Source organism: Streptomyces sp. Rer75, assembly GCF_013414305.1.
Taxonomy (GTDB): domain Bacteria; phylum Actinomycetota; class Actinomycetes; order Streptomycetales; family Streptomycetaceae; genus Streptomyces; species Streptomyces himastatinicus.
The window spans coordinates 9,571,600-9,595,974 of the sequence record NZ_CP058693.1; the positions used below are offsets into that span (position 1 = coordinate 9,571,600).

At 73.7% G+C, this 24,375-nt stretch carries 23 protein-coding genes and 1 pseudogene; 17 read left to right on the top strand and 7 right to left on the bottom strand.

The genetic code is table 11. The annotated features are described in order from the left end of the window. Nucleotides 1-357: 357 nt before the first annotated feature. The 3 genes from HYQ63_RS45760 (at nucleotide 358) to HYQ63_RS40655 (ending at nucleotide 3,344) form a co-directional block, all read left to right on the top strand. Nucleotides 358-2,292 (top strand): FUSC family protein, encoded by a 1,935-nt coding sequence (locus tag HYQ63_RS45760; RefSeq protein ID WP_179939004.1) that lies wholly within the window; start codon nucleotides 358-360, stop codon nucleotides 2,290-2,292. Between the two features lie 127 nt (nucleotides 2,293-2,419). After that, complete coding sequence (locus HYQ63_RS40650; protein ID WP_257232480.1) at nucleotides 2,420-2,896, top strand: hypothetical protein; 477 nt, start codon at nucleotides 2,420-2,422, stop codon at nucleotides 2,894-2,896. 58 nt (nucleotides 2,897-2,954) lie between these two features. Next, nucleotides 2,955-3,344 (top strand): tautomerase family protein, encoded by a 390-nt coding sequence (locus tag HYQ63_RS40655; protein ID WP_179939008.1) that lies wholly within the window; start codon nucleotides 2,955-2,957, stop codon nucleotides 3,342-3,344. A gap of 3 nt (nucleotides 3,345-3,347) precedes the next feature. On the opposite strand, the gene HYQ63_RS40660 is transcribed toward HYQ63_RS40655, so the two are convergent. Continuing rightward, a complete protein-coding gene (locus HYQ63_RS40660) occupies nucleotides 3,348-4,838 on the bottom strand; it encodes an AlkA N-terminal domain-containing protein (protein WP_179939010.1) in 1,491 nt (496 codons plus the stop codon). Nucleotides 4,839-5,012: 174 nt separating this feature from the next. Between HYQ63_RS40660 and HYQ63_RS40665 the strand changes: the two genes are divergently transcribed. Next, nucleotides 5,013-6,230, top strand: coding sequence for a DUF4032 domain-containing protein (locus HYQ63_RS40665; RefSeq protein WP_179939012.1), 1,218 nt, complete (start codon nucleotides 5,013-5,015; stop codon nucleotides 6,228-6,230). Nucleotides 6,231-6,270: 40 nt separating this feature from the next. On the opposite strand, the gene HYQ63_RS40670 is transcribed toward HYQ63_RS40665, so the two are convergent. From HYQ63_RS40670 to HYQ63_RS40685, 4 genes are all read right to left on the bottom strand, one after another. Continuing rightward, nucleotides 6,271-7,029 (bottom strand): thioesterase II family protein, encoded by a 759-nt coding sequence (locus HYQ63_RS40670; protein WP_123107700.1) that lies wholly within the window; start codon nucleotides 7,027-7,029, stop codon nucleotides 6,271-6,273. A gap of 149 nt (nucleotides 7,030-7,178) precedes the next feature. Further along, nucleotides 7,179-7,988 (bottom strand): RimK family alpha-L-glutamate ligase, encoded by an 810-nt coding sequence (locus HYQ63_RS40675; protein ID WP_179939014.1) that lies wholly within the window; start codon nucleotides 7,986-7,988, stop codon nucleotides 7,179-7,181. Continuing rightward, nucleotides 7,985-8,932 carry a RimK family alpha-L-glutamate ligase gene (locus tag HYQ63_RS40680; RefSeq protein WP_179939016.1) on the bottom strand — a complete coding sequence of 316 codons (948 nt, stop codon included), beginning with the start codon at nucleotides 8,930-8,932 and terminating at the stop codon, nucleotides 7,985-7,987. The genes HYQ63_RS40675 and HYQ63_RS40680 overlap by 4 nt, the downstream gene beginning before the upstream one ends. Nucleotides 8,933-9,002: 70 nt before the next feature. Beyond that, complete coding sequence (locus tag HYQ63_RS40685; RefSeq protein WP_179939018.1) at nucleotides 9,003-9,686, bottom strand: DUF998 domain-containing protein; 684 nt, start codon at nucleotides 9,684-9,686, stop codon at nucleotides 9,003-9,005. Nucleotides 9,687-9,918: 232 nt separating this feature from the next. Here HYQ63_RS40685 and HYQ63_RS40690 point away from each other — a divergent pair, with 232 nt between their 5' ends. Both HYQ63_RS40690 and HYQ63_RS40695 read left to right on the top strand, forming a co-directional pair. After that, nucleotides 9,919-11,079 (top strand): PfkB family carbohydrate kinase, encoded by a 1,161-nt coding sequence (locus HYQ63_RS40690; protein WP_179939020.1) that lies wholly within the window; start codon nucleotides 9,919-9,921, stop codon nucleotides 11,077-11,079. Continuing rightward, the gene (locus tag HYQ63_RS40695; RefSeq protein WP_179939022.1) at nucleotides 11,076-12,005 is read left to right on the top strand and encodes a pseudouridine-5'-phosphate glycosidase; all 930 of its coding nucleotides are present in this window, start codon (nucleotides 11,076-11,078) and stop codon (nucleotides 12,003-12,005) included. Before HYQ63_RS40690 ends, HYQ63_RS40695 begins: the two co-directional genes overlap by 4 nt. Here HYQ63_RS40695 and HYQ63_RS40700 read toward each other — a convergent pair. Then, nucleotides 11,977-12,855, bottom strand: coding sequence for a methyltransferase domain-containing protein (locus HYQ63_RS40700; RefSeq protein ID WP_179939024.1), 879 nt, complete (start codon nucleotides 12,853-12,855; stop codon nucleotides 11,977-11,979). The two genes, HYQ63_RS40695 and HYQ63_RS40700, sit on opposite strands and share 29 nt — an antisense overlap. 68 nt (nucleotides 12,856-12,923) lie before the next feature. On the opposite strand from HYQ63_RS40700, the gene HYQ63_RS40705 reads away from it, so the two are divergent. Next, nucleotides 12,924-14,414 carry a PLP-dependent aminotransferase family protein gene (locus HYQ63_RS40705; RefSeq protein WP_179939026.1) on the top strand — a complete coding sequence of 497 codons (1,491 nt, stop codon included), beginning with the start codon at nucleotides 12,924-12,926 and terminating at the stop codon, nucleotides 14,412-14,414. A gap of 68 nt (nucleotides 14,415-14,482) precedes the next feature. Here the strand turns inward: HYQ63_RS40705 and HYQ63_RS40710 are convergent. Then, nucleotides 14,483-14,878 (bottom strand): annotated as a pseudogene (locus tag HYQ63_RS40710) (PhzF family phenazine biosynthesis protein); the annotation flags it as partial. 137 nt (nucleotides 14,879-15,015) lie between these two features. On the opposite strand from HYQ63_RS40710, the gene HYQ63_RS40715 reads away from it, so the two are divergent. The 10 genes from HYQ63_RS40715 (at nucleotide 15,016) to HYQ63_RS40760 (ending at nucleotide 24,374) form a co-directional block, all read left to right on the top strand. Further along, a complete protein-coding gene (locus HYQ63_RS40715) occupies nucleotides 15,016-15,792 on the top strand; it encodes a GNAT family N-acetyltransferase (protein ID WP_179939028.1) in 777 nt (258 codons plus the stop codon). A 51-nt stretch (nucleotides 15,793-15,843) separates the two neighbouring features. Next, the gene (locus tag HYQ63_RS40720) at nucleotides 15,844-16,203 is read left to right on the top strand and encodes an MmcQ/YjbR family DNA-binding protein (protein ID WP_179939030.1); all 360 of its coding nucleotides are present in this window, start codon (nucleotides 15,844-15,846) and stop codon (nucleotides 16,201-16,203) included. Between the two features lie 152 nt (nucleotides 16,204-16,355). Further along, nucleotides 16,356-16,820, top strand: a complete 465-nt coding sequence (locus HYQ63_RS40725) for a hypothetical protein (protein ID WP_179939032.1) — start codon at nucleotides 16,356-16,358, stop codon at nucleotides 16,818-16,820. A 145-nt stretch (nucleotides 16,821-16,965) separates the two neighbouring features. Then, a complete protein-coding gene (locus tag HYQ63_RS40730; protein WP_179939034.1) occupies nucleotides 16,966-17,220 on the top strand; it encodes a hypothetical protein in 255 nt (84 codons plus the stop codon). Between the two features lie 32 nt (nucleotides 17,221-17,252). Then, complete coding sequence (locus HYQ63_RS40735; RefSeq protein ID WP_179939036.1) at nucleotides 17,253-18,224, top strand: GlxA family transcriptional regulator; 972 nt, start codon at nucleotides 17,253-17,255, stop codon at nucleotides 18,222-18,224. After that, entirely contained in the window at nucleotides 18,221-18,844 is a 624-nt protein-coding gene (locus tag HYQ63_RS40740; protein WP_179939038.1) for a DJ-1/PfpI family protein, read from the top strand. The genes HYQ63_RS40735 and HYQ63_RS40740 overlap by 4 nt, the downstream gene beginning before the upstream one ends. A gap of 33 nt (nucleotides 18,845-18,877) precedes the next feature. Beyond that, nucleotides 18,878-19,408, top strand: coding sequence for a GNAT family N-acetyltransferase (locus tag HYQ63_RS40745; protein WP_179939040.1), 531 nt, complete (start codon nucleotides 18,878-18,880; stop codon nucleotides 19,406-19,408). Nucleotides 19,409-19,500: 92 nt separating this feature from the next. Further along, nucleotides 19,501-21,009 (top strand): ABC transporter substrate-binding protein, encoded by a 1,509-nt coding sequence (locus tag HYQ63_RS40750; RefSeq protein ID WP_179939042.1) that lies wholly within the window; start codon nucleotides 19,501-19,503, stop codon nucleotides 21,007-21,009. Further along, complete coding sequence (locus tag HYQ63_RS40755; protein WP_179939044.1) at nucleotides 21,006-22,790, top strand: ABC transporter permease subunit; 1,785 nt, start codon at nucleotides 21,006-21,008, stop codon at nucleotides 22,788-22,790. Before HYQ63_RS40750 ends, HYQ63_RS40755 begins: the two co-directional genes overlap by 4 nt. A gap of 123 nt (nucleotides 22,791-22,913) precedes the next feature. After that, nucleotides 22,914-24,374, top strand: coding sequence for an aldehyde dehydrogenase family protein (locus tag HYQ63_RS40760; protein ID WP_179939046.1), 1,461 nt, complete (start codon nucleotides 22,914-22,916; stop codon nucleotides 24,372-24,374). Nucleotide 24,375 lies beyond the last annotated feature (1 nt).

Here is a 24,375-nt window from a genome sequence, read left to right on the forward strand (position 1 = left end):
CGGCGACACGGAGGCTAGTTGGCCTTGCGTGCACAGCACAACACGCTGAGTTCAAAGATGGCCAATGAGGGTCACATATGAGCCTGGCATGTGCACGAACGGATCGGTGTCGCGAATAAACCCGGTCAAAATTCAAAAGTGGCAGGTCAACGACGAGCATCGGCACCATGATCGCGGCCTTCGCCGCCCGACGCGCGGCCACACGCCCCGGCCTCGTCGGTTGTCAACCACCCCCGGCTCACATGGCGGAAACGCGCAGGTTACGAAAGCTCCGCTTCGCTCACGTACCGTCGAAGAGATCGATGCGATGCCACGCGGACCGCACCCACCCCGCGTCACTCGGAACACGGAGGATCTTTGCGCGCGTTTCCCGCCCTGCCCGACTGGCTGACGCACCCCCTGCGCGGGGTGCGGGCCCTGCGCGGCCCCGTGCCGTGGCCCGCGGTGCTGCGCGGAGCGCTCGGCGTGGGCCCGGTGGTGGCGGCGGGAGTGGCCACCGGCAACACGCCCGCCGGGGTGACCGCGGGGCTCGGCGCGATGTTCGCGCACATCAACGATCGCCCCGCCACCCGCCGCACCCGCACCGTGCGCATCGGGCTCCCGGCGCTCGCGGGAGCCTTCGGCCTCTTCACGGGAGCCTGGCTCGGCGCGCTCGGGCTCGGCCCGTGGATCGCCCTCGCGCTGGCTACCGTCGGTCTCCTCTCCGGCGCCCTCAGCGCCGTCGGACCGGTGTGCTCGGCGGCCGGAGTGCAGCTGATGGTGCTCGGCGTGGTGGGGGCCGGAATGCCACTGCCCGAACCCCCGCCGGTGCGGGCGGCGATGCTGCTCGTCGGCGCCACCTGGGTCATCGTGATGGCCTCCCTGCTGCCCATGGTCCACCGGTTCCGCCCGGCGGCCGCCCCCGGGCCCGACGAACGCGGCGCGGTGGCCGCCGTGTACGACGCGCTCGGCGAGCTGATGACGGTCGTCGGCACCGAGGGCGCCCAGGCCGCGCGGCGCCGGCTGACCTCCGCGTACGACACCGCGTACGAAGCCCTCTACGCCCACCGCATCCCCTGGCAGCGCCCCGACGAGGAGGAACGGCGGCTGCGCGACCGGCTGGCGGTGGCCGGAGGGCTGAGCGAAGCGGTGCTGACCCTGCTGTGGGAGAACGAACCCCTGCCCGCCCGGGTCGCCCGCACCCCCGCCCAACTCGCCCGCTCGGTACGCACCGGACTGCCCCCGGGCCGCCTCCCCGCCCCCGAACCCAGCACGGCGGGCAGCATCGCCGTACACCGGGCGGTCCTGCTCGCCGCCCGCGTCTTCGACGGCGAACCCGCGCCCCCGGTCGGCGCCGTCGGCCCCGGCCCCCGGCAGCGGCTGCGCCGGATGCTCGGCCCGGCCGGACGGGAGTACGCGGCCCGGGTCGCCCTGTGCGTCGGCGTGGCCACCGTGCTGGCGCGCTTGCTGCCCAGCGACCACTGGTACTGGCTCCCGGCCACCGCCACCTTCCTGGTCAAGCCCGACATGGGCCCGCTGGTCTCGCGCGCCCTCTCCCGCGCCTTCGGTACGGCGCTGGGCGTGGCCGTCTTCGGCGTGCTCGCCACGCTGCTCGGCCCGATGACCGGAGTGCTCGGGCTGTGGCCGGTCGCGGTGGCGGCGGTGTGCGCGGCGCTCATCCCCGTCTCCGTACGCCACTTCGCGTTCCAGACGGCGGTGCTCACCCCACTGCTGCTGTCCCTCGTCTACCTCGGCGGCGACACCGACCCCGGCTACACCCGGCTCACGGACACCCTGCTCGCCTGCGTGGTCGTGCTCGCCGCGGGCGCCCTGCCCGGCCTCGGCGGCCCGCGCGCCCAGGTGTCCGTCCGCCTCTCCCTCGCCGTCCGCGCCACCCGCGACCACCTGGACCGGGTGCTGACCGCCGAGGCGCCCTACGCCGAGCGGCTGCGACTGCGTCGCGAGGCCTATCGCGCGCTGGCCGACGCGCGCCGCGCGGTGGAGGTGGCCAGCGCCGAACACCCGCCGTTCGGACGGGACTTGGCGGCCTGGGCGCCGGTGGTCTCCGCGCTGGAGGAGATCGTGGACGCCGCCACCGCGTGCGGCGTACGGCTCGACCAGGGCGCGCCGTACCCCGACGCCGAACTCACCGCCCGGCTGCGCGCGGGGCTGTCCGACCTCGCCGACGCCGTCGCCACCCGCCGTCCCCCGACGGACCTGGTCCTGCCCGCGGGGGCGGCGGTGACGGACTGCGCGACCCTCGCGGACGTCACCGCCGGGCTGCGCAGGGCCCGCCGACTGGCCTCGAACTAGCCCTGCACGGGCCCTGTGACACCGCTGTTACGGGAGGCGTGGCTTCCACCACAGCCGGTCGGGCCCGGACCTGGTGGGGTTGCCGGATGGGTGCCTCCCCACTCCAGAGACGGCAGGTGGCGCAGGCGTGATCGTGGGTCTCGGCATCTCCGCAACCTGTGCCCTCGGGGCGCTGATCGCTCTGCTCGGGGTCGTCGCGATGGCGTTTCCGGGCCGGCCCGAGCCCTGGCCGGAGCATCTGATGCGGCGTGCCGCGGGGCTGGCCGCCTTCGCGGCGGCAGCCATCTACTCCCTCGGGCTCTTCGCTGTGCTGTCGTCGGAGCACGAGACCAACAACGGCGCGAACTCAAGTCCGGCTCCGGCATGCCGTGACGGCTTCGCGGCGGACACGGTCCGGCACCTCTCCCACCACCGGTCTTCCTATCTGCCGCTGCGTTTCGACTGCGTCCGCGACGACGGCACCACCTACCCCAGCGAGCCCGACTACGTGTGGATGAACTGGACGACCCTCTTCCTCCTGTTGTCCTGTGCGGCGCTGATCGTCGGTGCGGGCTACGTGTCCGAGTTCCGTGCCCGCAAGGCCGTCGAGCCTCGGCGCCGCTGACTGTACCTACTAGTATGTACAGTCACCTGCCGGGTCCGACCGAAGGAGAACCGCCGCCATGCCATTCGTCCGCATCGACGCGCTGAGGGCCGACAGCGAGAGGCTCGACGCGCTCGGCCGCGCCGTGCACGACGCCCTGACCGAGACGATCGGCTTCCCGCCCGACGACCGGTTCCAGGTCCTGACCAGTCACGACGGCACCAGCAGCACACTGGCTTACGACGACTACCTCGGCGTGCCCCGCGACGACGGCATCGTGTACATCGCGATCACCATGCGCTCCGGCCGCACCCCCGACCAGAAGCAGGCGCTGTACCGGCGGATCGCCGAACTCGCCCACGAGTACGCAGGGACCGAGCCGCGCAACGTATTCATCACCCTGACCGAGAACACGTCCGTCGACTGGTCCTTCGGCTACGGAGCGGCCCAGTACGCGGCCTCGGACTGAGGGTCAGGCCAGGGCGGCCCGGGCGGGCTTCGGGACGTTCCAGAAGTGGTGCATGGCGTACGAGCGCCACGGCCGCCAGCCCTCGGAGTCCTCCAGGAACGCCCCGGCCCGGCTCGCCCCGGCTCGCACCGCGACATCCCCTTCCAGCAGGACGTCCGGGTCGCCCAGCGCCCGCATCCGGATGTAACCGGCCGTCCACGGGCCGATGCCGCGCAGCGCCAGCAGCTCCTTCTCGGTCCGGTCTCGGTCGGCGCCGGTGTCCAGGCGCACCGCCCCGGTGGCGAGCGCGGCGGCCAGGGTGCGCAGGGTCGCGCGCCTGCTCTCCGGCATGCCGAGGTCCGTGAGCGGGCTGTCGGCGAGGCCGTCGGCGTCCGGGAAGAGGTGGGTGAGCCCGCCGCTGGGCTCCGCGAGGAGCGTTCCGTACGCGGCGACCAGCGCGTTGCCCAGCCGCTGCCCCGCGGCGACCGACACCTGCTGGCCGAGCACGGCGCGGACGGCCAGCTCATGCGCGTCGGCCGCGCCCGGCGAACGCAGCCCGGGCCGCGCCGCCACCAGGGGTGCCAGCGTGGGGTCGGCGCCCAGCCGTTCGGCGACCGCGTACGGATCGGCGTCCAGGTCGAACAGGCGGCGGATCCGCTGGGTGGCGGTGGTCAGATCGCGCAGCTCGGTCAGGTGCAGCCGGCACTCCAGCCACCCGTCACCGGGGCGCTCGTCGACCTCCACGACACCGCTGCCGTGCGGCAGCCGCAGGCTACGGCGATAGGTGCGCTCGCCCGGGTCGCCCACGACCTCCTCCACGCCGGTGAGGGCACGGCGGGCGAGATAACCGAACACCTCCGCGGTGGCGTACGGACCGCGGTAGGCGAGCCGCAGCGGCACCCCGGCCGAGGCGGACGCCTGCGCCCGCCGCCCCACCGGCCCGAACCGGGAGGCCCGGCCCGGGCGGGCGGCGCGCAGCTCGGTCGGGGTGGCGGCGTAGATCTCCCGGATGGTGTCGTTGAACTGCCGCACACTGGCGAACCCCGCCGCGAACGCGATCTCGGCGGCCTGAAGGTCGGTCGTCTGGAGCAGTATCCGCGCGGTGTGGGCCCGTTGGGCGCGGGCCAGCGCGACGGGCCCGGCGCCCAGCTCCGCACCCAGCTGCCGCTGCACCTGCCGGGCGCTGTACCCCAGCCGCGCCGCCAGCCCGGCCACCCCCTCGCGGTCGACCACCCCGTCCCCGATCATCCGCATCGCACGCCCGACGGCATCCGCCCGCGCGTTCCACTCGGCGGAGCCGGGCACCGCATCGGGACGGCAGCGCCGGCAGGCCCGGAAACCCCCGCCCTGCGCCGCGGCCGCGGTCGGGAAGAAGCGCACGTTCTTGCGGTGGGGCGTGGTCGCCGGGCAGCTCGGGCGGCAGTAGATCCCGGTGGTGGCGACGGCGAAGAAGAATTCCCCGTCGAAGCGCGCATCACGGCTGCACACCGCCTCGTACATGCTGTCGTCGCTCATCACACCCCTACTGTGCGCCATCCCGTGGCGATGTGCTGGCGGAAAACGGACATGACGCTCAGGGTGTGCTTGATCAGCGCGGGGAGCATGAATGACGGGTTCACGGTCTGCCCGAGACGCCGGTACGGCACGAGTGTCGAGATGGCGCACACCTGTGCCGCACACTGGTGAGTCATGGAGCTCCAGATCACCGCGACCTCGCCCGAGCATCCGGCGTCCCTCCTCGATCTGCCGTGGCACACACCGCTGGAGGAGTGGCCGGACGAGCATCTGGTCGCCCTGCCGCGCGGCATCTCCCGCCACGTCGTGCGGTTCGCGCAGGCGGGTGGCGAGGTGGTCGCCGTCAAGGAGGTCGGGGAGTGGGCGGCGGTGCGCGAATACGGGCTGCTGCGCGACCTGGACCGGCTCGCCATACCGGCCGTGGACGCGCTCGCGGTGGTCACGGGGCGGACCGACGGGGACGGCGAACCGCTGGAGCCGGTGCTGGTCACCCGTCATCTGGAGGGGTCGCTGCCGTACCGGTCGATGTTCGAGACGACCATGCGGCCCAGCACCATCAAGCGGCTGCTCGACGCGCTCGCCGTGCTGCTGGTGCGGCTACACCTGGCCGGTTTCGCCTGGGGTGACTGCTCACTGTCGAACACCCTCTTCCGGCGCGACGCGGGCGCGTACGCCGCGTATCTGGTGGACGCCGAGACCGGGCAGATCCAGCCGAAGCTCACCAGCGGGCAGCGGGAGTACGACGTGGAGGTGGCCCGGGTGAACATCGCCGGGGAGCTGATGGACCTGGAGGCCAGCGGCTCCCTGCACCCCTCGGTCGACCCGGTGCTGTTCGGCCAGGCCATCGAGGAGCGGTACACCGCGCTGTGGCACGAGCTGACCCGGCAGTCCGTCTATCCGGTGGCCAAGCGCCGCTACATCGACCGGCGGGTGCGGCGCCTGAACGACCTGGGCTTCGACGTGGCCGAGATGCAGATCGAGCGCTCACCGGACGGGGACACGGTCACCTTCCTGCCCAAGGTCGTGGACGCGGGCCACCACCAGCGCCAATTGCTCAGGCTGACCGGTCTCGACGCGGAGGAGAACCAGGCCCGCAGCCTGCTGAACGACCTGGAGGCGTGGATGGCCACCCAGGACGACTACGCCCCCGGCGATCCCCTCGGCGCCCGCCCGGAGGTGCTGGCCCACCGCTGGGTGCGCGATAAGTTCCGGCCGACGGTGCGGGCCGTACCCCTGGAGCTGCGCGGCTCAGCCGACACCGCGCAGATCTACTACGAGGTGCTGGAACACCGCTGGCTGCTGGCCGAACGGTGCCAGGGCGACGTGGGCCTGCAAGCCGCCGCCGAGGACTACACCCGCAACGTGCTGGGCGGCGGCCGCCCGCCGGGGTGACCGGCGGACGGACCGGAAGGGCCTTGTGGCGCGGTGCGGTTCAGGGCCGCAGCGCGGACAGCGTCTGCGAGATGGACGCGATGACCCGAGGCGCCTCGTTGTTCAGGTAGAAGTGGCCACCGGTGTAGGTGTGCAGCTCGAACCCGCCGCTGGTGTGCTCGCCCCACTTGCGGGCCTCGTCGACCGTCGCCTTGGGGTCGCTGTCGCCCACGTGCACGTGGATGGGGGTGGCGAGCTTGGGGCCCGGCGTGTAGCGGTAGGTCTCCGCGGCCTTGTAGTCGCTGCGGATCGCGGGCAGCACCATCCGCAGCAGCTCTTCGTCCCCGAGGACCTGCGAATCGGTGCCGCTGAGCGCCTGCATCTCGGCGATGAGACCGTCGTCGTCGCGCAGATGGACCGACTCGTCGCGCTGCGTGGACGGCGCGCGCCGCCCGGAGGCGAACAGCGCCACCGGCACCACGCCCTTCTGCTCCAGGCGCAGCGCCACCTCGAAGCCGAGCGTCGCGCCCATGCTGTGCCCGAAGAGCGCGAGCGGCTTGTCCGTGTACGGCAGCAGCTCGGGCACCAGCGCGTCGGCCAGCTCTCCGATGGTGCTGATGCACTCCTCGGTGCGGCGGTCCTGGCGGCCCGGGTACTGGATGGCGAGTACGTCCACCGCCGGGGCGAGTGCCTTCGACACGGGGAAGTAGTAGGAGGCCGATCCGCCGGCGTGCGGCAGGCAGACGAGCCGCGTCGTCGCGTCCGGCGCGGGATGGAACTGCCTGATCCACAGACTGGTGCCGGTGGGGTTTGCGGTCACCTGACGTCCTTTCGTGCCGCTGATTCTTGCCGCTTGTTCGACAGCGCGCGCTCGCGCGCACGCACACGGATACAAGCCTGCCGGGTCGGCCCGAACGGCTACAACCCCTATTTTTCGGACGCGTTGTTGAGGTGGTGCCCCTAGGAGTCCTAGAGCGGCACCCGTACGGCGGGTCTGCGGCCGGCGGCGCGCACCGTCAGGGCCGCCAGTGCCTCCGGGGCGCCCGCCTGCCCCCGGGCCCCCGGGAACGCGTTGATGTCCACGATCACCGGGCCGTCCGGTCCGCGCAGCACGTCCACCCCGTACACCTCCAGCGCGAACACCGAGCCGACCCGACGCACCAGATCCAGCCATCCGGGCGGTAGATCGTCCAGGGGCAGCGGCAGCGTCAGGCGGCCGCCTTTGCCGACGGACAGCTCGGAGGTGCGCAGCGCGGCGAACACCGTGTCCGCGACGACCCACAGTTTGTGGTCCCAGCCGTCGTTGGGCGTGAAGTCCTGGACCACCACGGGCTCGTCGGGCCATGCGGCGGCAAGCTCCGCCAGGCGTACGGGGCCGTCGACCCGGGCCACCAGGTCGTGGCGGCGGCTGTGGCGGCTCTTGACGACCACGGGGTACCCGAGCCGCGCCGGGTCGAGCCGTCCGAGCGCGGACACCGTGCGGGTTGCCGCGAACGGCAGGCCCGCCCGCCGTGCAAGCGCCGCCATCGCCCTCCGGTCCTGGCAGAGTTCCGTGGCCGCGGCGGAGTTCACCACGGCCGCGCCGCGCGCTTCCAGGGACCGGGCCAGCGCCAGCGCCCGCGGCGTACGTGCCTTCAGCAGGTAGACGTCGGACAGCTCGCCGGGGACGTCCGTGGCCTCCGGATCGACCGCGACCAGCTCATGGCGCGGCGTCAGCAGGGCCGCCGTGTCGGCGAGGAGCTGATGGTCCGGGTCGGCGGTGATGAGACCGACCCTCATCCGGCGCCTCCCACCGTCGCGGGCATCTGCACCGGCACCCGCACCGGTCCGGGCAGGGCGCCGAGCACAGCGCCGGTGCCGGTGCCGGTGCCGGTCCCGGTTCCGGTTCCGTTGTCGTTTCCGGGGCCGGTGGCGCCCCGCCGGGCAAGCTCCAGCACCGCGCGCCCCACCCGGGCGGCCGCGTCCGGAACCTCCTTGAAGCTGGGGAAGTCGTTCACGTCGACGACCACCGGGCCGTCCGGCCCGAGCAGGATGTCCACCCCGTACAGGTCGAGTCCGTACACGGCGCCGACCTCGGCGGCGATCGCGGCCACTTCGGGGGACAGCGTGACCCGCCGCCCCCGTACGCCCCGGTCCGGGCCGATCGGTGAGCCGCGCTCGGTCGCGTACAACTCGCCGCCAACGCAGTACACCTTGAGGTCGATGCCCGAATTCGGCACATAGGGCTGGGCGATCAGCATGCCCTCGCGGGCCAGTTCGGGGCCGAGTGCCGCCAGCCGGCCGGGCGACTCCACCAGCCGCACGGCCCGCCCCGAGCTGCCGTCCGCGGGCTTGACCACCAGCGGGAACTCCGAGTCCGGTAGCTCCGCCAGCGCTTCGGGGCGGGCCGCCGCGTAGGTGGTCGGCACCGGCAGGCCACGGCTGCGGCCGATCGCCGCCGCCAGCGCCTTGTCCCGCACCCCCCGGATGGACCGCGCGTCGTTGACGGTGGTGAGCCCCACCGCGGCCGCGGCCTCCAGCAGCGTCAGACCGGGCCCGCCGGACACGGTCTTGAGTACCCAGGCGTCATGGCTTCCGGCCCGTATCGCATCGGATATCCGCAGCAGCGAGCGGCCGGGCCGCAGGACGTCCACCTGATGGCCCCAGGCGCTGAGCTGACGGATCACCTCTTGCGGCATTCCGTCATGGCGATAGCGCTCCTCCACCAGAAAGCAGAGTCTCATCGGCCTTCTTCCTCATAACCAGACACATCACCCGGGCTGCCGCCGAGCGGGTCCGGCAAGCCGTGGACCCTCAGGATGTCATCACGCGTTCTCCCGTCATTTCCTGCCCCACCCGGTTGGTCCGGCGACGCCGCCGGGAGGCATGCGCGCGGAGGACGGCGAGGGCCATGACGAGCGTCCACAGCTGCGGCGCGAAGGCCGCGACCCGTTCCAGGCCCCCCAGCCCGAGACCGGGATCGTGCCGGGTGAAGAACATCCCTGCCGCGGCCACCGCGAGGGCGCCGATGCCGAAGGCCGCGGCGCGCAGCCTCCCGAACAGGGAACCGCGAGGCGTGCATCCGGCGAGGAGGAGCCCGATGTTGCCCACGCCCATGATGAGGAGCGCACCCAGCACGTGCAGGTCCTCATGGACGTCGGCGGGGACCAGTCCCACCAGGATCCACGCGCCGGAGCTGACGGCGAACAGGATTCGGGCGCTCCACGACGCGCGTCCTCGCCCCCAGTGGACAACGGTCAGCAGGGTCCCGGCGAGCAGCAGCACGCCCTGCGCGGCGAAGGACGCGTTCATGAGGCCGTGCAGGGGTGAACACACGTACCGGGGGCGTGAGTCGTCCCACATGCCGCAGTGCACATTGCCGAGGTCGCTGATGTTGTTGCCGCGCCAGCTGTAGGGCGTACGCCAGTGGGATTCGACGATCAGCTGGACGGCCAGGAACTGCACGGCGTTGACGATCCATGCGACGGCACCGATCACGGCCGCCTTCTGTCTGCGGGTACCCGGACGGGATACGGACTTCGAATTCACGGTCACCTTTCCGCGCTGAGGGAATCGGCAGGGGCAGGCGCAACGCTCGCAGCCGGGATCGGTCCGCACACCACGGTGATGAGTGAAATGCGGCTCCCTCTTCCTCGGGGCCCGGTCCGGCACTTTCGGGGGAGACGTCAAGGTCTGTTTATTCGGCTAAATTTCCTTTATCGTCCTGAGCATGATGCTGACCAGGCGGGAGCGGGAAGTTCTCGCGCTGCTGCGACGGGACCCGCTGGCCGGGGCCCAGGCGATCGCCGACGCCCTCGGCACCACCCGGGCGGCGGTCAATGTCCATCTGTCCAACCTGGGCAAGAAGGGCGCCATCCTCGGGCGGGGCTACATCCTCCGCCAGGAGCACGCGGTGGTGGTCATCGGCGGCGCCAACGTCGACGTCAAGGTGCGCAGCCTGGCGCCGCTCGCGTACCGCACCAGCAATCCGGGCCACGCCCACACCAGCCCCGGCGGGGTGGCCCGCAACGTGGCGGAGAACCTGGCCCGGCTGGGCACCCCGACGCACCTCATCGCCGCCGTCGGCCAGGACCCGGCGGGGGAGCGGCTGCTGAGCGAGATCCAGGCCACCGGGGTGCGGATCGACCACGTCCACCGCGGTGCGCACCCCACCGGCACCTATACGGCGGTGCTGGACGCCGACGGCGAACTGGCCGTGGCCGTCGCCGACATGGCCGCCACGGACGGGCTCGGCCCCGAACACCTCCAGCCCGCGCGCGAACTCATCGGCAACGCGAGCATGCTGGTGCTCGACGGCAACCTCTCCTCCCCGGCGCTGGCCTACGCGCTGGACATCGCGAGCGCCGCCGGAGTGCAGACCGTGATCGACCCCGTGAGCGTGCCCAAGGCGGCGCTGCTCGCCCCGCTGCTCGCCGCCGGGCGCCCGGTCTTCGCCGTCACCCCGAACGTGGCCGAGCTGGGCGCGCTCACCGGCCGCGACACCCTCCGGGACAACGGCGACGATCGCCAGGTCACCGAGGCCGTGGCCGTGCTGCACGAGCGCGGCGTCCAGTACGCATGGGTGCGGCTCGGCGAGCGCGGCTCCCTGCTGAGCGGCGCCGAGGAGGGCGTCACCTTCCTGGACGCTCCACCGGCCGAGGTCCAGGACGTGACCGGCGCCGGTGACGCGATGCTCGGCGCGTTCGTCCACGCCCTGCTCACCGGCGAGGACCCCGTGGCCGCCGCCCGCTACGGCCACGCCGCCGCCGCGCTGACGGTGGCGACCACCGCCACCGTACGGCCCGATCTGACCCCGCGCCTCGTCGAGGACGCGCTCACCCCGCGCCTCGTCGAGGACGCGCGACACGCCCCACCGCGGAGGACGACATGACCACCCCCCATCCCCGGCTGACCCTCAACCAGGAGGTCCGGGAGGCCCTGCGCGACGGTCGGCCCGTGGTCGCGCTGGAGTCCACGATCATCAGCCACGGCATGCCGTATCCGCAGAACGTCGAGATGGCCACCGAGGTCGAGGCCATCATCCGCGCCGAGGGCGCGGTCCCGGCCACCATCGCCGTCCTCCACGGCACCCCGCGCATCGGACTGGACCGCGCCGATCTGGAACTGCTCGCCACCGACCCTGACGTCGGCAAGGTCAGCGTGCGCGACCTGGCCCATGTCATGGCGCGCGGCGGCCACGGCGCGACCACCGTGGCGAGCACGATGCGGCTCGCCTCGCTCGCCGGGATCAGGGTCTTCGTCACCGGCGGCATCGGCGGGGTGCACCGCGGGGCGCAGCAGTCCTTCGACATCAGCGCGGACCTCACCGAGCTGTCCACCACCGCGGTGGCGGTCATCAGCGCCGGGGTGAAGAGCATCCTCGACATCGGTCTCACCCTGGAGACCCTGGAAACCCTGGGCGTGCCGGTGCTCACCCACGGCACCGACGACTTCCCCGCGTTCTACTCCCGGGTGAGCGGCTTCGCCTCCCCGCTGCGGGCCGACTCCCCGGAGGAGATCGCCGCCGTGATGCGCGCCCAGTGGGACCTGGGCCTCCCGGCCGGGCTGAGCATCGCCAACCCGGTCCCGGAGGCGGACGAGATCCCCGCCGAGCGGATCGACGGCATCATCGAGCAGGCCCTCGCCGAAATGGCGGAGGCGGGCATCGGCGGCAAGGACGCCACGCCCTATCTGCTGGGCCGCATCGTGGAGCTGACGAAGGGCGAGAGCCTGCGCACCAATATCGCGCTGGTCAAGAACAACGCCCGGCTCGGCGCGCGCATCGCCATCAACTATGCGGAGACGGCGACGGGTTGACGGCGACGGCCTTGAAGAACGTGTAGTGGAAGGTGCCGTCCGCGGCCGCGGTCCGGTGCAGATCGGTGATGCCCCGGTCCCAGTCGGCGGCCGTGGACACGCCCGCGGCCAGCGCGTCCTCCCGGACGGAGGCCACCATGGCGATGAAGGTGTTGCGGGTGAAACTCTCGGCCAGGCCCGGCCGGGTCCCGTCGGCGTAGACGGTCCGCGGCCGGACCGTGACGTCGTGGAATCCGGCATGGGTCAGCAACGGCTGCAACTCCCGTCCGATCAGGCCGTTTCCGCCCGCCTCGGACTGGAGCCGGTTCAGTCCGCCGATCGCCGCCTGGGCGTACGCGCTGTGCGGGTGGAAGAACGCCGAGCCATGGTCCCCCTCGATGACCGTGACGGTGCCGCCCGGCCGCAGCACCCGCCGCAGCGCGGTCAGCGCCTTCCGCGGGTCCGGCAGGTGTTCCAGCACGAAACACACGAAGAGATGGTCGAAGGCGGCATCGGGGAACGGCAGATCGAACAGATCGGCCCGATGCCACGCGACGTCGGCCCCGGGCACCTGGGCCGCCACCCGCGCGCGGGCCTGCGCGAGCGATGCCTCGGAGACATCGACCGCCACCAGCCGCGCTCCCGGGCTGTTCGCGGCCAGGTGCACCGTCTGGGCGCCGACTCCGCACCCCACCTCCAGCACCCGGCTCCCCGGCGGATACGCCGTGCCGGTGTGCAGCAACTCCGCCAGGACATCGGCCTGATCGCCCAGCCGCCGGGCCTCCTGATCCGAATAGCCGTGGACATAGCCCCGGACATCACTCCGGACATCGCCCTCGACATCACTCTCAACATCGCCGATCGCTGTCATCCCGCGCCCCTCACTCATGGTTCCCGCCAGCACGTGGCACGCGTCGATCCTGGCGTCACAATGGTCCGATGGACAGGTCCAATGAAGGCGCCATCGACAGGTCCAAAGCGCCCGGCGCCGACTTCCTCCAGCTGGACCTCGGCGACGCGCCGCCCGGTGGGCTCGCCGACTGGCTGGCCCAGCGGCTCCGGCGCGCGATAGCGGACGGACGGCTGCCGGTCGGGAGCAGGCTTCCGGCCACCCGGGTGCTCGCCGCCGAACTGCACGTGTCCCGGGGCGTGGTGACCGAGGCGTACCGGCGGCTCACCGAGGACGGGCACGTCGCCGGGCGCGGCCGCGGCGGCACCGTCGTGGTCGCCGCTCCCGTCACGGCACGGGCGCCCGTACGGAAGCCCGCCCCCGCCCCCGCCACGGCACCGGGCGGCCCGTTCGCCACCGAGCCCGGCGCGGACGTGTTCGACGTGCTGCGCGCGGCCCCGGCCCGGATCGATCTGTCGCCCGGCGTCCCCGACCTCACCGCGTTCCCGCGCGCCGCGTGGCTGCGCGCCGAACGCACCGTCCTCGCCGCCCTCACCGCGTCCGACTTCGGCTACGGCGACCCGCGCGGCACCCCGGCGCTACGGCTCGCCATCGCCCACTGGCTGGCCCGCAACCGCGGCATCAGGGCCGAGCCCGACGAGATCGTGGTCGTCGCGGGCACCACCCAGGCCCTCGCGCTGCTCGGCCGGGTGCTCGGCGACGACGGCATCCGCCAGATCGCCGTGGAGGACCCCGGTTCGCTCGGGGTCCGGCAGCATCTGCGCCACACACGGCTGGACACTCCGCCGGTCCCGGTCGACGAGGACGGGATCCGGGTCGACGCGCTGCGCGCCCTGGGGGCGCCCGCCGTCCTGGTCACCCCGGCCCACCAGTTCCCCACCGGCGTGGTGCTCGGCGGCCACCGGCGCCGTGAGCTGACGCGCTGGGCCGACGCGGGCGGGCTCATCGTCGAGGACGACTACGACGCCGAGCACCGCTACGACCGGCCCCCGGTCCCGGCCCTGCGCTCGATGCTGCCGGAACGGGTCGCGTACGTCGGAAGCGTGTCCAAGCTGCTGGCCCCCGCCCTGCGTACCGGCTGGATGATCCCGCCGCCCCCGTACCGCGACGCCATCGTCGAGGCCAAGCGCTACGCCGACCTCGGCAACGCCGCACTGCCCCAACTGGTGCTCGCGCACCTGTTGGAGTCGGGGGCGATGGAACGTCAGCTGCGTCTGCTGCGCACCCGCCACCGCCGCCGCCGGGACGCGATGATCGACGCGATCGGCGCCCGGCTGCCCGGCGCGGTGGTGCACGGCGCCGCGGCGGGACTGCATCTGATGGTCACCTTCGACGCCGGGTTCGCCGACACCGACCTCGCCGCCGCCGCGCTCGTCCGCGGGGTGAAGGCACAGCCGCTGTCCTGGCACAGCCGCCGCCCGCACCGGCCCGGGCTGGTGCTGGGCTACGCGGCGCGCACGTCCACCGAGATCGCCGAAGGCGTGGCCCTCCTCGGCGACGCGCTGCGCACCGTGCGCTGAAGCGGGCGCTGGACGGCCGTTCCGGCCCCGCCGCCGCGGTGGCGCGTCACCGCTCGGGCCAGAGCGAGTCAGGCCGACAGCGAGCGGACCTCGGCGAGGGCGACCCGGCCGCCGACCTCGATGGAGCCGTCCGGCTGGGGGCTGGTGAGGATCTGGGAGCCCTCGCCCTGGGTGATGTTGAGGGCGCGGCCCAGCTCACCGGAGAGCACCAGGGCGGCGGCGCCGGTGGCCTCGTCCTCCACGATCCCGTCGCCGCGGCGCGGGAAGGCGCGGGCGCGCACCCGGCCCGCCGGTTCGTCCTGCCAGGCCCATGCGTACAACCAGCCCTCGCCCTCCGGAGGTGAGGGGAGGGCGTCGACCTCGGCGGGGGTGGCGTACTGCTGGGTGCGCCGCCCGGACGCCGATGCGGGGTGGCCGCCGATCCAGGTGAACTCGCCGTCCTGGCGGGCCGGGACCTCGCCGGCGCTGCGCCGGGAAGCCCCGGCCGTCGTGGAGCGGCTCGGCGGCCTGCTGTCCTGATGGTACGGACGGCCCCGGACCGTCAAGTGACCCCGCCGGTAAACCAGTTGCGGGTGCCGACCCCCGGTGCTGGGGTGACCGGATGGACCTTGACGCAGTACGCGAGCTGTTCGACCGGCAGCTGAGACAGGGCGCGCAGGCCGACGGCCCCGGGACCCGGGTCGAGCGCGTGGACGGGGTGGTACGCCAGACCGGCACCGCCGACGACTGGAACGGCGTCCGCTGGTCGGACCTGGACGCGTCCACGGCGGACGCGGCCATCGCGGCGCAGATACGGCACTTCACCGCCCGGGGGCGCGCCTTCGAGTGGAAGCTGTACGCCCATGACCGGCCCGGCGACCTCGGCGCGCGGCTCGCGGCGGCCGGTTTCGCCGCCGAGCCCGAGGAGGCGGTGATGGTCGCGCCGGTGCGGGATCTGCCCACCGCCGTCGATCTCCCCGAGGGCCTCCGGCTGCTCCGGGTCACCGACGCCGCGGGGGTGGAGCTGATGGTGGACGTCCACGCGCGGGCGTTCGGCACCGACAGCGGCCACCTCAGGCACCGGCTGCTCAGCCGGTTGCGCGAGGCGCCGGACACGGTCGTCCCGGTCGTCGCGATGGCCGGTGACCGGGCGGTGAGCGCCGCGCGTATGGAACTGCCCCCGGATACGGACTTCGCCGGGCTGTGGGGCGGCGGCACCGTGGCGGAGTGGCGCGGCCGCGGCCTGTACCGGGCCCTGATCGCCTTCCGCGCCCGGATCGCCGCCGAGCGCGGCTACCGCTATCTCCAGGTCGACGCGTCCGACCAGAGCCGCCCGATCCTGGAGCGGCTCGGCTTCGTCCCGCTGACCACCACCACGCCGTACGTGTACGGGGGATAGCCGCCCGGCGTTCCCGGTGGCGTTGTCAGTGGTGTGCTCTACGGTCATGCCATGATCACGCCTGACGATGTCCGCCGGATCGCGCTGTCGCTGCCGCAGACCACCGAGAAGATCGCCTGGTCCATGCCCACTTTCCGGGTCGCCGGGAAGATGTTCGCCACGCTCCCCGAGGACGAGACCTCGATGGCCGTGCGATGTCCCAAGGTAGAGCGGGACGAACTCGCGCTCGCCGAGCCGGAGAAGTTCTGGATCGCCGACCACGAGGCGGGCTTCGCCTGGGTGCGGGTGCGGCTTGCCGCCCTGGAGGACCTCGATGAGCTGCGGGACATCCTCGTCGACTCCTGGCGGCAGGCCGCGCCGACCGCGCTGCTCGACGCGGTGCCGGAGTCCGGCGGGGCGGCCTCGGACTGACGCCTCCTCGGCATGCGCCTCCTCGAAATGTGCCGGTATGTACGTTCGAGGAGGTAACCGACACGGGTGAAATACCCGACTCTTTCGGGCTATCGGAGTGCTGGCTTCCGCTCTTCGCGGTTCTCTGGAAGGAGACCAGCGAGGGAGGCCGCATGGTGCACGGCCGCGAGACGAACCGCCGCGCCGGCCCCGGTCGGCCGTGCACCGTCCTGATGGTCGCGCTGCTGGCTATCACCCTGCTGCACGGACTGCTCTCCCTCGGCGTCGTCCATCCGCCGCCGCCTTCCGCGAACCACTGCGGACCCGGCGTCCTGTCCCCTTCCGCGTCGCCCTCCGCGTCGCCGTCCGCGTCGCCGGAGGAGGACGAGCGGAACGACCCGCGTCCGGCCGCCCGCGCCGCCCATGAGCTGGGCCGCCACCCGGCCGGTCATCCCGGGAGCGCCTGCGCCACCTCGGTCCGCTCCCACCGCTCCCTTCCCACGGCGCCCCCGCACCTCGCCGTCGCCGTCGACCGCGCTCGCGCCGCCGACCGTACGGCGGGCACCGCCGTGGCCGGCTCCGCCGACGAGGCCGCGCCCCGTCGGCTCCCCGCCCGGGACGTCGTCCTGCGCTGCTGAGCGGGCCCCGGGTCGTTCCGCATCCCGTACCCTCCCGCATCCCCCGCATCTCCCGTATGTGCCGCCGCACGGGCGGAGCGCGGGTGCGCCACGGCCTGCCCCGGATCAGCCCATCGCCTCGTCCGACCCCCGCAGGAGCCCCCGCATGCCCATCGACGTCTACGCCGCCATGGGTGCACTGGTACGTGCCGAAGCCGCACGCCGGTCCACCGTCCCCGCCCAGTCCGACGCCGCCGCCCCGCCGCACCGAGACCGCCGAGGTGTCCACCCGCGTACCGGCGCGCCGCCCGGTGCCGCCCGGTCGCCCCGTGCGGCCGCGCCCGCCCCGGCGCCGCGCCGCACCGGGTTCCTGTGGTCCCTGCGCACCGCATGGCGCGATGTGTGGGGTATGTGTCGTTGACGCCATGACGGGCGGGATCGCAGCCTGAAGGGGTGAACGAGCGACGCATCGTCTTCGTGATCTTCGACGGGTTCCAGTCCCTCGATCTCACCGGCCCGCATGAGGTGTTCCAGTACGCCGACAAGCTCGCGGGCGGCTACCGCCGCCAGATCGTGGCACCCCGCCCGGGGCCCGTGGCCTCGTCCAGCGGACTGCCGGTGCACGCCGCGCACGGCGTGGCCGACCTCGACCCCGGTGGCATCGACACCCTCGTGGTGGCGGGCGGCACCGGGGTCGACCGGGCGCGCCACGATCCGGAGCTGACCGGGTGGATCGCCGACGCCGCGGCCGGTGCCCGCCGGGTCGCCTCGGTGTGCAGCGGGGTGTTCCTGCTGGCCGCCGCCGGGCTCGTCGACGGGCTCCGGGTGACCACCCACTGGGCGCGCGCGGAGCAGCTCGCCCGGGAACACCCCGGCGTGCGGGTCGACTGCGATCCCATCTTCATCCGGGACGGCCGGGTGTGGACCTCGGCCGGGGTGACGGCCGGGATGGATCTCGCGCTCGCCCTGGTGGAGGCGGATCTGGGGCGGGAGGTGGCGCATGCCGTCGCCCGCGAGCTGGTGCTGTTCCTGCGCCGACCCGGCGGCCAGTCCCAGTTCAGCGTGGGGCTGTGGTCGGCGCAGCCCGCCACCGACTCCCTCCGCGCCGTGGTGTCCGCGATCCACGCCGACCCCGGCGCCCGGCACGGCATCGCCGAGCTGGCAGCATGCGCCGGGTTGAGCCCCCGCCACCTCCAGCGCAGGTTCACCGCCGAACTCGGCACGCCGCCCGCGGCCTATGTGGAGCGGGTGCGCGTGGAGGCGGCGCAGCGCGCGCTCGCCGGGGGCGACGACCCCGTGGAGACCATCGCCCGGCGGTACGGCTTCGGCACCGCCGAGACCCTGCGCCGCGCGTTCCACCGGCACGTCGGCGTCGCGCCGTCCGACTACCGGGACCGATTCCGATCCACCAAGGAGCAGATATGACGACGTACGGGCTGCTGGTCTTCGAGGGCGCCGAGGAACTCGACTTCACCGGCCCCTGGGAGGTGTTCACCGTCTCCTCGATGCTGCGCGACCACGCCGACACCGCCGTGCTCATCGCCGAGCAGCCCGGCGCCGTCCGCTGCAACAAAGGCATGCGGGTGCTGCCGGACCACACACTGGAGGACCACCCGCCGCTGGACGTCCTGCTGGTGCCGGGCGGCAGGGGCACCCGCCGCGAGGTGTCCAACCCGGCGGTCACCGACTGGATCCGCCGCACCTCCGCCGCCGCCACCTGGACCACCAGCGTCTGCACCGGGGCGCTGCTCCTGCACGAGGCGGGTCCGGCGCGCGGGCGCAGGGTCGCCACCCACCATCTCTTCGAGGACACGTTGGAGGCGCGCGGCGACATCACGGTCGTGCGCGACGCGCGGTACGTCGTGGACGGCTCCCTGGTCACCAGTCAGGGCGTCTCGGCGGGGATCGACATGGCGCTGTGGCTCGTCGGCCGTCTGCACGGCGTCGACCACGCCCGCGCCGTACGCCGCTACATCCAGTACGAGCCCGCTCCGCCCTACCTCGCCGACGAGCCGGTCGCCGACCGTGGAGGGGCGGCCGGTTGATGACGCCGGGGGCTTATTGCGTACGCTACGCAGGTGCATGAATTCAGCATCAGGACCGCGACAGCCGACGACCTCGACGCCGCCCGCGGCGTGATGCTCGACACCGTCTACCGCGACTTCGGGACGGGATACGTGCCGCGCTGGCACGCCGACATCATCGATCCCGGCGCCGCCTATCTGCGGTCGCCGCGGCACACCCTCCTGGTCGCGGTGGACGAGCGGGACGGGACGGTCGCCGGGACCGCGGCCCTCGACTCCCGGGGGCCGGCCCATCCGCCCAACCCCGCGTGGCTGGCGGAGCGGTACCCGTCGGGGGAGACCGCCCAGCTGCGCCGGGTGTACGTACGGCCGGAGTACCGCCGCCAGGGGCTGGCCCGCCGACTGGTGCGCGCGCTGCTCGACTTCGCCGCGGCCGACGGGGGTTACCGCGCCGTCTATCTGCACACCGACCCGGGCGTGCCCGGTGCCGAGCCGTTCTGGCGGTCGCTGGGGAAGGCCGTGTGCGACGAGCGGGAGGAGCCGGGGGACAGCCGGGTCCTGCACTTCGAGGTCCCGATGGTCTGACCTCGTCGGCGTGATGGAAATGATTTTCACGTAGTCTCGCTGTTTCCCCTCCGTCTGTTCCCGCTCCGCGCAGCACCTGGAGAACGTGTCCCATGCCCCCTGCCCGTCGTCGGACGGCCGCCGCCCTGCTGCTCGTCCCGCTGCTCACCGGCTGCTTCGCCTCCCCGAACGGCACGGCGTACGACGCGGCGGGCGGCTCCGGCGTGGGCGGCGGCGGGCGGTTGCGGGTCGCGATGGCCTTCCCGCCCGCCGAGCGCTTCTCCCCGTACGGCGCCGACGCCACCCTGCTCAGCCGGCTCGGCGTCACCGAGGGGCTGACCCGCCTGGACGGCAACGGCTCCGCGTCGCCCGCGCTCGCCGAGTCCTGGGCCCGGGAGGGCCGCCGCGGCTGGCTGTTCACCCTGCGCGAGGCCCGGTTCCAGGACGGCACCGCCGTCACCCCGAAGGCCGTCGCGGGCGCCCTGAACCGAGCGGCGCACGCCGACCCGGTGCCCGCCGCGCTCTCCGGGGTCAAGCTCACCGCCAGGCCCGCGGGGGAGCGGCGGGTCCGGCTCACCACCGCGGCCGAGTACCCCGCGCTGCCGCTGACGCTCTCCAGCCCGAGCCTCGCCATCCTGTCCCCGAAGGCGTACGGCGAGAAGGGCGCCCCCGACCCGACCGGCACCGCCACCGGACCCTTCGTACTCGGCCGGTCCGCCGGAGCCACCCGGGCCACCCTGAACCGCTTCGGCGAGTACTGGGGTGGCCTCGCCCACGCCTCCGGCCTCGACGTCCGCTTCATCGCCGACGGCACCGCCCGCACCAACGCCCTGCGCACCGGCGAGGCGGACATCGCCGAGGCCGTCCCGGTCTCCCAGGCGGCCACCCTCGACAAGCCCACCCTCCGGGAAGTGCCCACCGCCCGTACCACCGGCCTGTTCCTCAACACCCGGTCCGGCCCCTTCGCCGACCCGAAGGTCCGTGCCACCGCCCGCGGGGCCACCCAGCCCGGCGTGTTCGCGCGGGACGTGTACGAGGGCCACGCCGACCCCGGCCAGGGCGTGTTCGGCCCCGCCCTCTCCTGGGCCACCGGCAAACAGCCCGCGCCCACCGGGCGCCCCGCGCCCGCCCGCGTCAAGAACACCACGCTCACCCTCGGCACCTACGACAACCGGCCCGAGCTGCCCGAGGCCGCCCAAGTGGTGCAACAGCAGCTGGAGAAGGCCGGATTCACGGTGAAGCTGGAGGTCCGGGAGTACTCCCGGCTGGAGGCCGACGCGCTCGCGGGCAAGTTCGACGCCGTCGTCGCCGCGCGCAACACCATGCTCGACACCGGCGATCCCGTGTCCTACCTCGCCAGCGACTTCACCTGCCACGGCAGCTACAACCTGGCCGGGCTGTGCGACAAGGCCGTGGACCGGGCCGTCGCCGAGGCCGACTCCCGCGCCGACACCGACGAGCGGCACAGCGCCTCGCTCGACGCCCAGACCGCGATCCTCCGCACCGACGCCGTCGTACCCCTGGTGCACCAGCGCATCATCCACGGCGTCCGCACCTCGGTCCGGGGAGTGGAGCTGGACCCGTACGAGCGCACCCTCATCGGCCCCGGTACACACCGTTGACCGGCATACGCCGCACCGCGGCCACCCCCACCGACGGACGCGCCACCGCGCTGAGCGCGCTGTGGCGCGCCGCGCTCGCCCTCCTGCTGCTGTGCGGCATCGGCCTGCTGCCCTGGCTGTCCCGCACCGACCCCGCCCGCACCGTGCTCAAGGCGCGCGCGGCCGACCGCGATCCCACCTCCGAGGCGCTGGACGCCATCCGCCGCGAACTCGACCTGGACGCCGGGCCGTTGCACCTCCTCGGCCAGTGGCTCGGCGGGCTGGCCCACGGCGACGCGGGGACGTCCTGGCTCTCCGGTACGGCCGTGGCCCCCATGGTCGCCCAGGCCCTCGGCTTCTCACTGCTGCTGATGGCCGGGGCACTGACGGTCGCGGTGGCCACCGCCGGTGCGGTGTGCGCACGCACCCTGTGGCTCGGCGCGCGGCGCCGACCGCTGCCACGCGGGGCGGGAAGCGGCGGCGCACTCCTCGCCGCGCTGCCGGAGTTCCTCATCGCCACCGTCCTGGCCGCCGTCATCGGGGTGCGGCTCGGCTGGCTGCCCGCCGTCGGCTGGTACGGATGGCCCTGGCTGCCGCTGCCCGCGCTCGCGCTCGGCCTGCCCGTCGGCGCCGCGCTCGGCCGCATCCTGGACGACGTCCTGCCCGGTGCCTTCGCGGAACCCTGGGTCCGGGCCGCCGCCGCGCGCGGCATCCCCGCCCGGCGCATCGCCCGGCAGGCGCTGCGCCGGGCTGTCCCCGGAGTGCTGCCCAACCTGGGCCTGTTCGTGGTCGGCTTCACCGGCGGCGCGGTCGCCGTCGAGCAGGTCTTCGACATCCCCGGCCTCGGACGGCTCACCCTCCAGGCGGCCCTCGCCCAGGACCTGCCGGTCCTCCAGACCGGAACGCTCGTACTCATCGTGTTCGCCACCGCCGCCGGTGGCCTCGCCCGGCTCGCGGCCCGGCTGCTGCTCGGCCCCGCCCTGCGCGACGGCGAACTGCCCACCCTCCACCGGCCGTCCGGGCCGCCCGCCCGCGCGCTGCCCCTGCTGTACGGGGCCGTCCTGCTGGCCGTCATCGCCCTCGGCGCGCTCCGGGACCCGATGGCCCTGGACACCACCGCCCGCCTCGACGGCCCGTCCTGGCAGCACCCGTTCGGTACGGACGCGCTCGGCCGCGATCTGCTGGCCCGGGTGGGACACGGCGCGCTCACCACCCTCGCCCTCGCCCTCGCGGTGAGCGCCTGCGCCCTGGCCGTGGGGCTGCTGCTCGGCATGGTGCCCCGGCTGGCCGGGGGGCTCGTCGAGACCGCCAACGCCGTACCGCCCGTGCTCGCCGGGCTGCTGGTCGCGGGCACGGCCGGGGCCGGTCCGTACACGCCCGCGCTCGCCGTCGCCGCCGTCGCCTGGGCGCCGCTGGCCGCGCACACCGCCGCCCTGCTGAACCAGGAGCGCGCCGCCACCCACCTCGCCGCGACGCGCGCCCTCGGCGCGGGCCGCCGCCACCTGCTCCGCCGCCATCTGCTGCCCGCCGTGCTGCCGCCCGTCACGCGCCACGCGCTGCTGCGGCTGCCCGCCGTGGCGCTGGCCCTGGCCTCCCTCGGTTTCCTGGGCCTCGGCGCCCAGCCGCCGTCCCCCGAGTGGGGCAGGCTCCTCGCCGAGAACCACCCCTACGCCGAACGCGCGCCCTGGGCCGTGCTCACCCCCGCCGCCGCGCTCGCCCTGCTGGGGGTGGTCGCGGTCACCTCGGCCGGGGGAGTGCGGTGGCCGGGACGGCGGGCGCGGCGGCCGGCCGCCCTCGATTGACACATCTCGAAACGTCGGCGGAGACTGGCGCGCACACGTATCTTGAACCCAAGTTCACCGCTCTTGAACCCAAGTTCACTGCGCGCACAGGCTGTTCGGCACGCGACCACGAAGGACACCGGAATGACCATCACCCGTGACCTGCTGATCGGCGGCAAGGACACTCCGGCCGCCTCGGGCCGCACCGCCGACGACCTCAACCCCTACACCGGCGAGGTGTACGCCACCGTGGCGGCGGGCGGGCCCGAGGACGTGGCGCGCGCGGTGGCCGCGGCCGACGCCGCCTTCCCGGAGTGGGCCGCGGTGGCGCCGTTCGACCGCCGGAAGATCTTCCTCACCGCGGCGGACCTGCTGGAGTCCCGCGCCGCGCAGGCCGCGGAAATCATGCGGCACGAGGCGGGCGGCACCGCGCCCTGGGCCCACTTCAACGTGGCGCTGGCCGCGAACATCCTGCGCGAGGCCGCCGCCGCCATCACCGCTCCGCGCGGCGAGGTGCTCAGCGCCCAGGAGTCCGGGGCGCTGGGGCTCGCCGTGCGGGAACCCATGGGCGTCGTCGCCGCCTTCGCCCCGTGGAACGCGCCGGTCATCCTCGGTGTCCGCTCGGTCGCGGCCCCGCTCGCGGCGGGCAACACCGTGGTGATGAAGCCGAGCGAGGACGCGCCGCTCGCCTGCGGGCTCTTCGTCGCCGACGTCCTGCGCGACGCCGGGCTGCCCGACGGTGTGCTCAACGTCGTCACCAACGCACCCGAGGACGCCGCCGAGGTGGCCGAGGCGCTGATCGCCGACGAGCGGGTGCGGATGGTGAACTTCACCGGATCCACCGGCGTCGGCCGCGTCGTCGGCGCCCACGCCGCGCGCCATCTCAAGCCCGCCGTCCTGGAGTTGGGCGGCAAGAACGCCGTCATCGTGCTGGACGACGCCGACGTGGACTACGCGGTGGACGCCGCCGCCTTCAGCGTGTTCATGAACTCCGGCCAGATCTGCATGTCGGGCGACCGCATCCTCGTCCACGAAAGCCTCGCCGAGGAGTTCACCGAGAAGTTCACCGCCAAGGTCGCCGCCCTGCCCTGCGGCGACCCCGCCGATCCGTCGACCGTGGTCGGCCCGCTGGTCCGCCCCGAGGCGGCGCAGCGGGTGGCGGCGCTCGTACGGGACGCGGTGGCCAAGGGCGCGACCGTGCTCACCGGCGGCGGCGCCCCCGAGGGCTCGGTCCACCCGGCCACGGTGCTGAGCGGGGTCACCGAGGACATGGACCTCTACCACGCCGAGGCGTTCGGCCCGGTGTGCGTGGTCGCCACCTTCACCGCCGACGACGAGGCCATCGCCCTGGCCAATGCCACCGACCACGGGCTGACCTGCGGCATCATCACCGAGAACGGCACGCACGGGCTGCGGGTCGCCCGCCGCATCCGCACCGGGATCGTGCACGTCAACGACCAGTCGGTGGCGGACGAACCACAGGCCCCGTTCGGCGGCATCAAGCAGTCGGGATACGGGCGCTTCGGCGGCCGCTGGGGCATCGAGGCGTTCTCCGACACCCGCTGGATCACCCTGGCCACCCAGCACGCCCACTACCCGTTCTGAC

What these genes read in the sequence shown, in the direction of transcription:
- HYQ63_RS40730 (WP_179939034.1), top strand. Translation starts at nt 16,966, where the DNA reads ATGCCCATCGACGTCTACGCCGCCATGGGTGCACTGGTACGTGCCGAA.
- HYQ63_RS40725 (WP_179939032.1), top strand. Translation starts at nt 16,356, where the DNA reads ATGGTGCACGGCCGCGAGACGAACCGCCGCGCCGGCCCCGGTCGGCCG.
- HYQ63_RS40715 (WP_179939028.1), top strand. Translation starts at nt 15,016, where the DNA reads ATGGACCTTGACGCAGTACGCGAGCTGTTCGACCGGCAGCTGAGACAG.
- HYQ63_RS40675 (WP_179939014.1), bottom strand. Translation starts at nt 7,988, where the DNA reads ATGAGGGTCGGTCTCATCACCGCCGACCCGGACCATCAGCTCCTCGCC.
- HYQ63_RS40720 (WP_179939030.1), top strand. Translation starts at nt 15,844, where the DNA reads ATGATCACGCCTGACGATGTCCGCCGGATCGCGCTGTCGCTGCCGCAG.
- HYQ63_RS40740 (WP_179939038.1), top strand. Translation starts at nt 18,221, where the DNA reads ATGACGACGTACGGGCTGCTGGTCTTCGAGGGCGCCGAGGAACTCGAC.
- HYQ63_RS40760 (WP_179939046.1), top strand. Translation starts at nt 22,914, where the DNA reads ATGACCATCACCCGTGACCTGCTGATCGGCGGCAAGGACACTCCGGCC.
- HYQ63_RS40655 (WP_179939008.1), top strand. Translation starts at nt 2,955, where the DNA reads ATGCCATTCGTCCGCATCGACGCGCTGAGGGCCGACAGCGAGAGGCTC.
- HYQ63_RS40705 (WP_179939026.1), top strand. Translation starts at nt 12,924, where the DNA reads ATGGACAGGTCCAATGAAGGCGCCATCGACAGGTCCAAAGCGCCCGGC.
- HYQ63_RS40680 (WP_179939016.1), bottom strand. Translation starts at nt 8,932, where the DNA reads ATGAGACTCTGCTTTCTGGTGGAGGAGCGCTATCGCCATGACGGAATG.
- HYQ63_RS40665 (WP_179939012.1), top strand. Translation starts at nt 5,013, where the DNA reads ATGGAGCTCCAGATCACCGCGACCTCGCCCGAGCATCCGGCGTCCCTC.
- HYQ63_RS40700 (WP_179939024.1), bottom strand. Translation starts at nt 12,855, where the DNA reads ATGACAGCGATCGGCGATGTTGAGAGTGATGTCGAGGGCGATGTCCGG.
- HYQ63_RS40660 (WP_179939010.1), bottom strand. Translation starts at nt 4,838, where the DNA reads ATGAGCGACGACAGCATGTACGAGGCGGTGTGCAGCCGTGATGCGCGC.
- HYQ63_RS40690 (WP_179939020.1), top strand. Translation starts at nt 9,919, where the DNA reads ATGATGCTGACCAGGCGGGAGCGGGAAGTTCTCGCGCTGCTGCGACGG.
- HYQ63_RS40750 (WP_179939042.1), top strand. Translation starts at nt 19,501, where the DNA reads ATGCCCCCTGCCCGTCGTCGGACGGCCGCCGCCCTGCTGCTCGTCCCG.
- HYQ63_RS40695 (WP_179939022.1), top strand. Translation starts at nt 11,076, where the DNA reads ATGACCACCCCCCATCCCCGGCTGACCCTCAACCAGGAGGTCCGGGAG.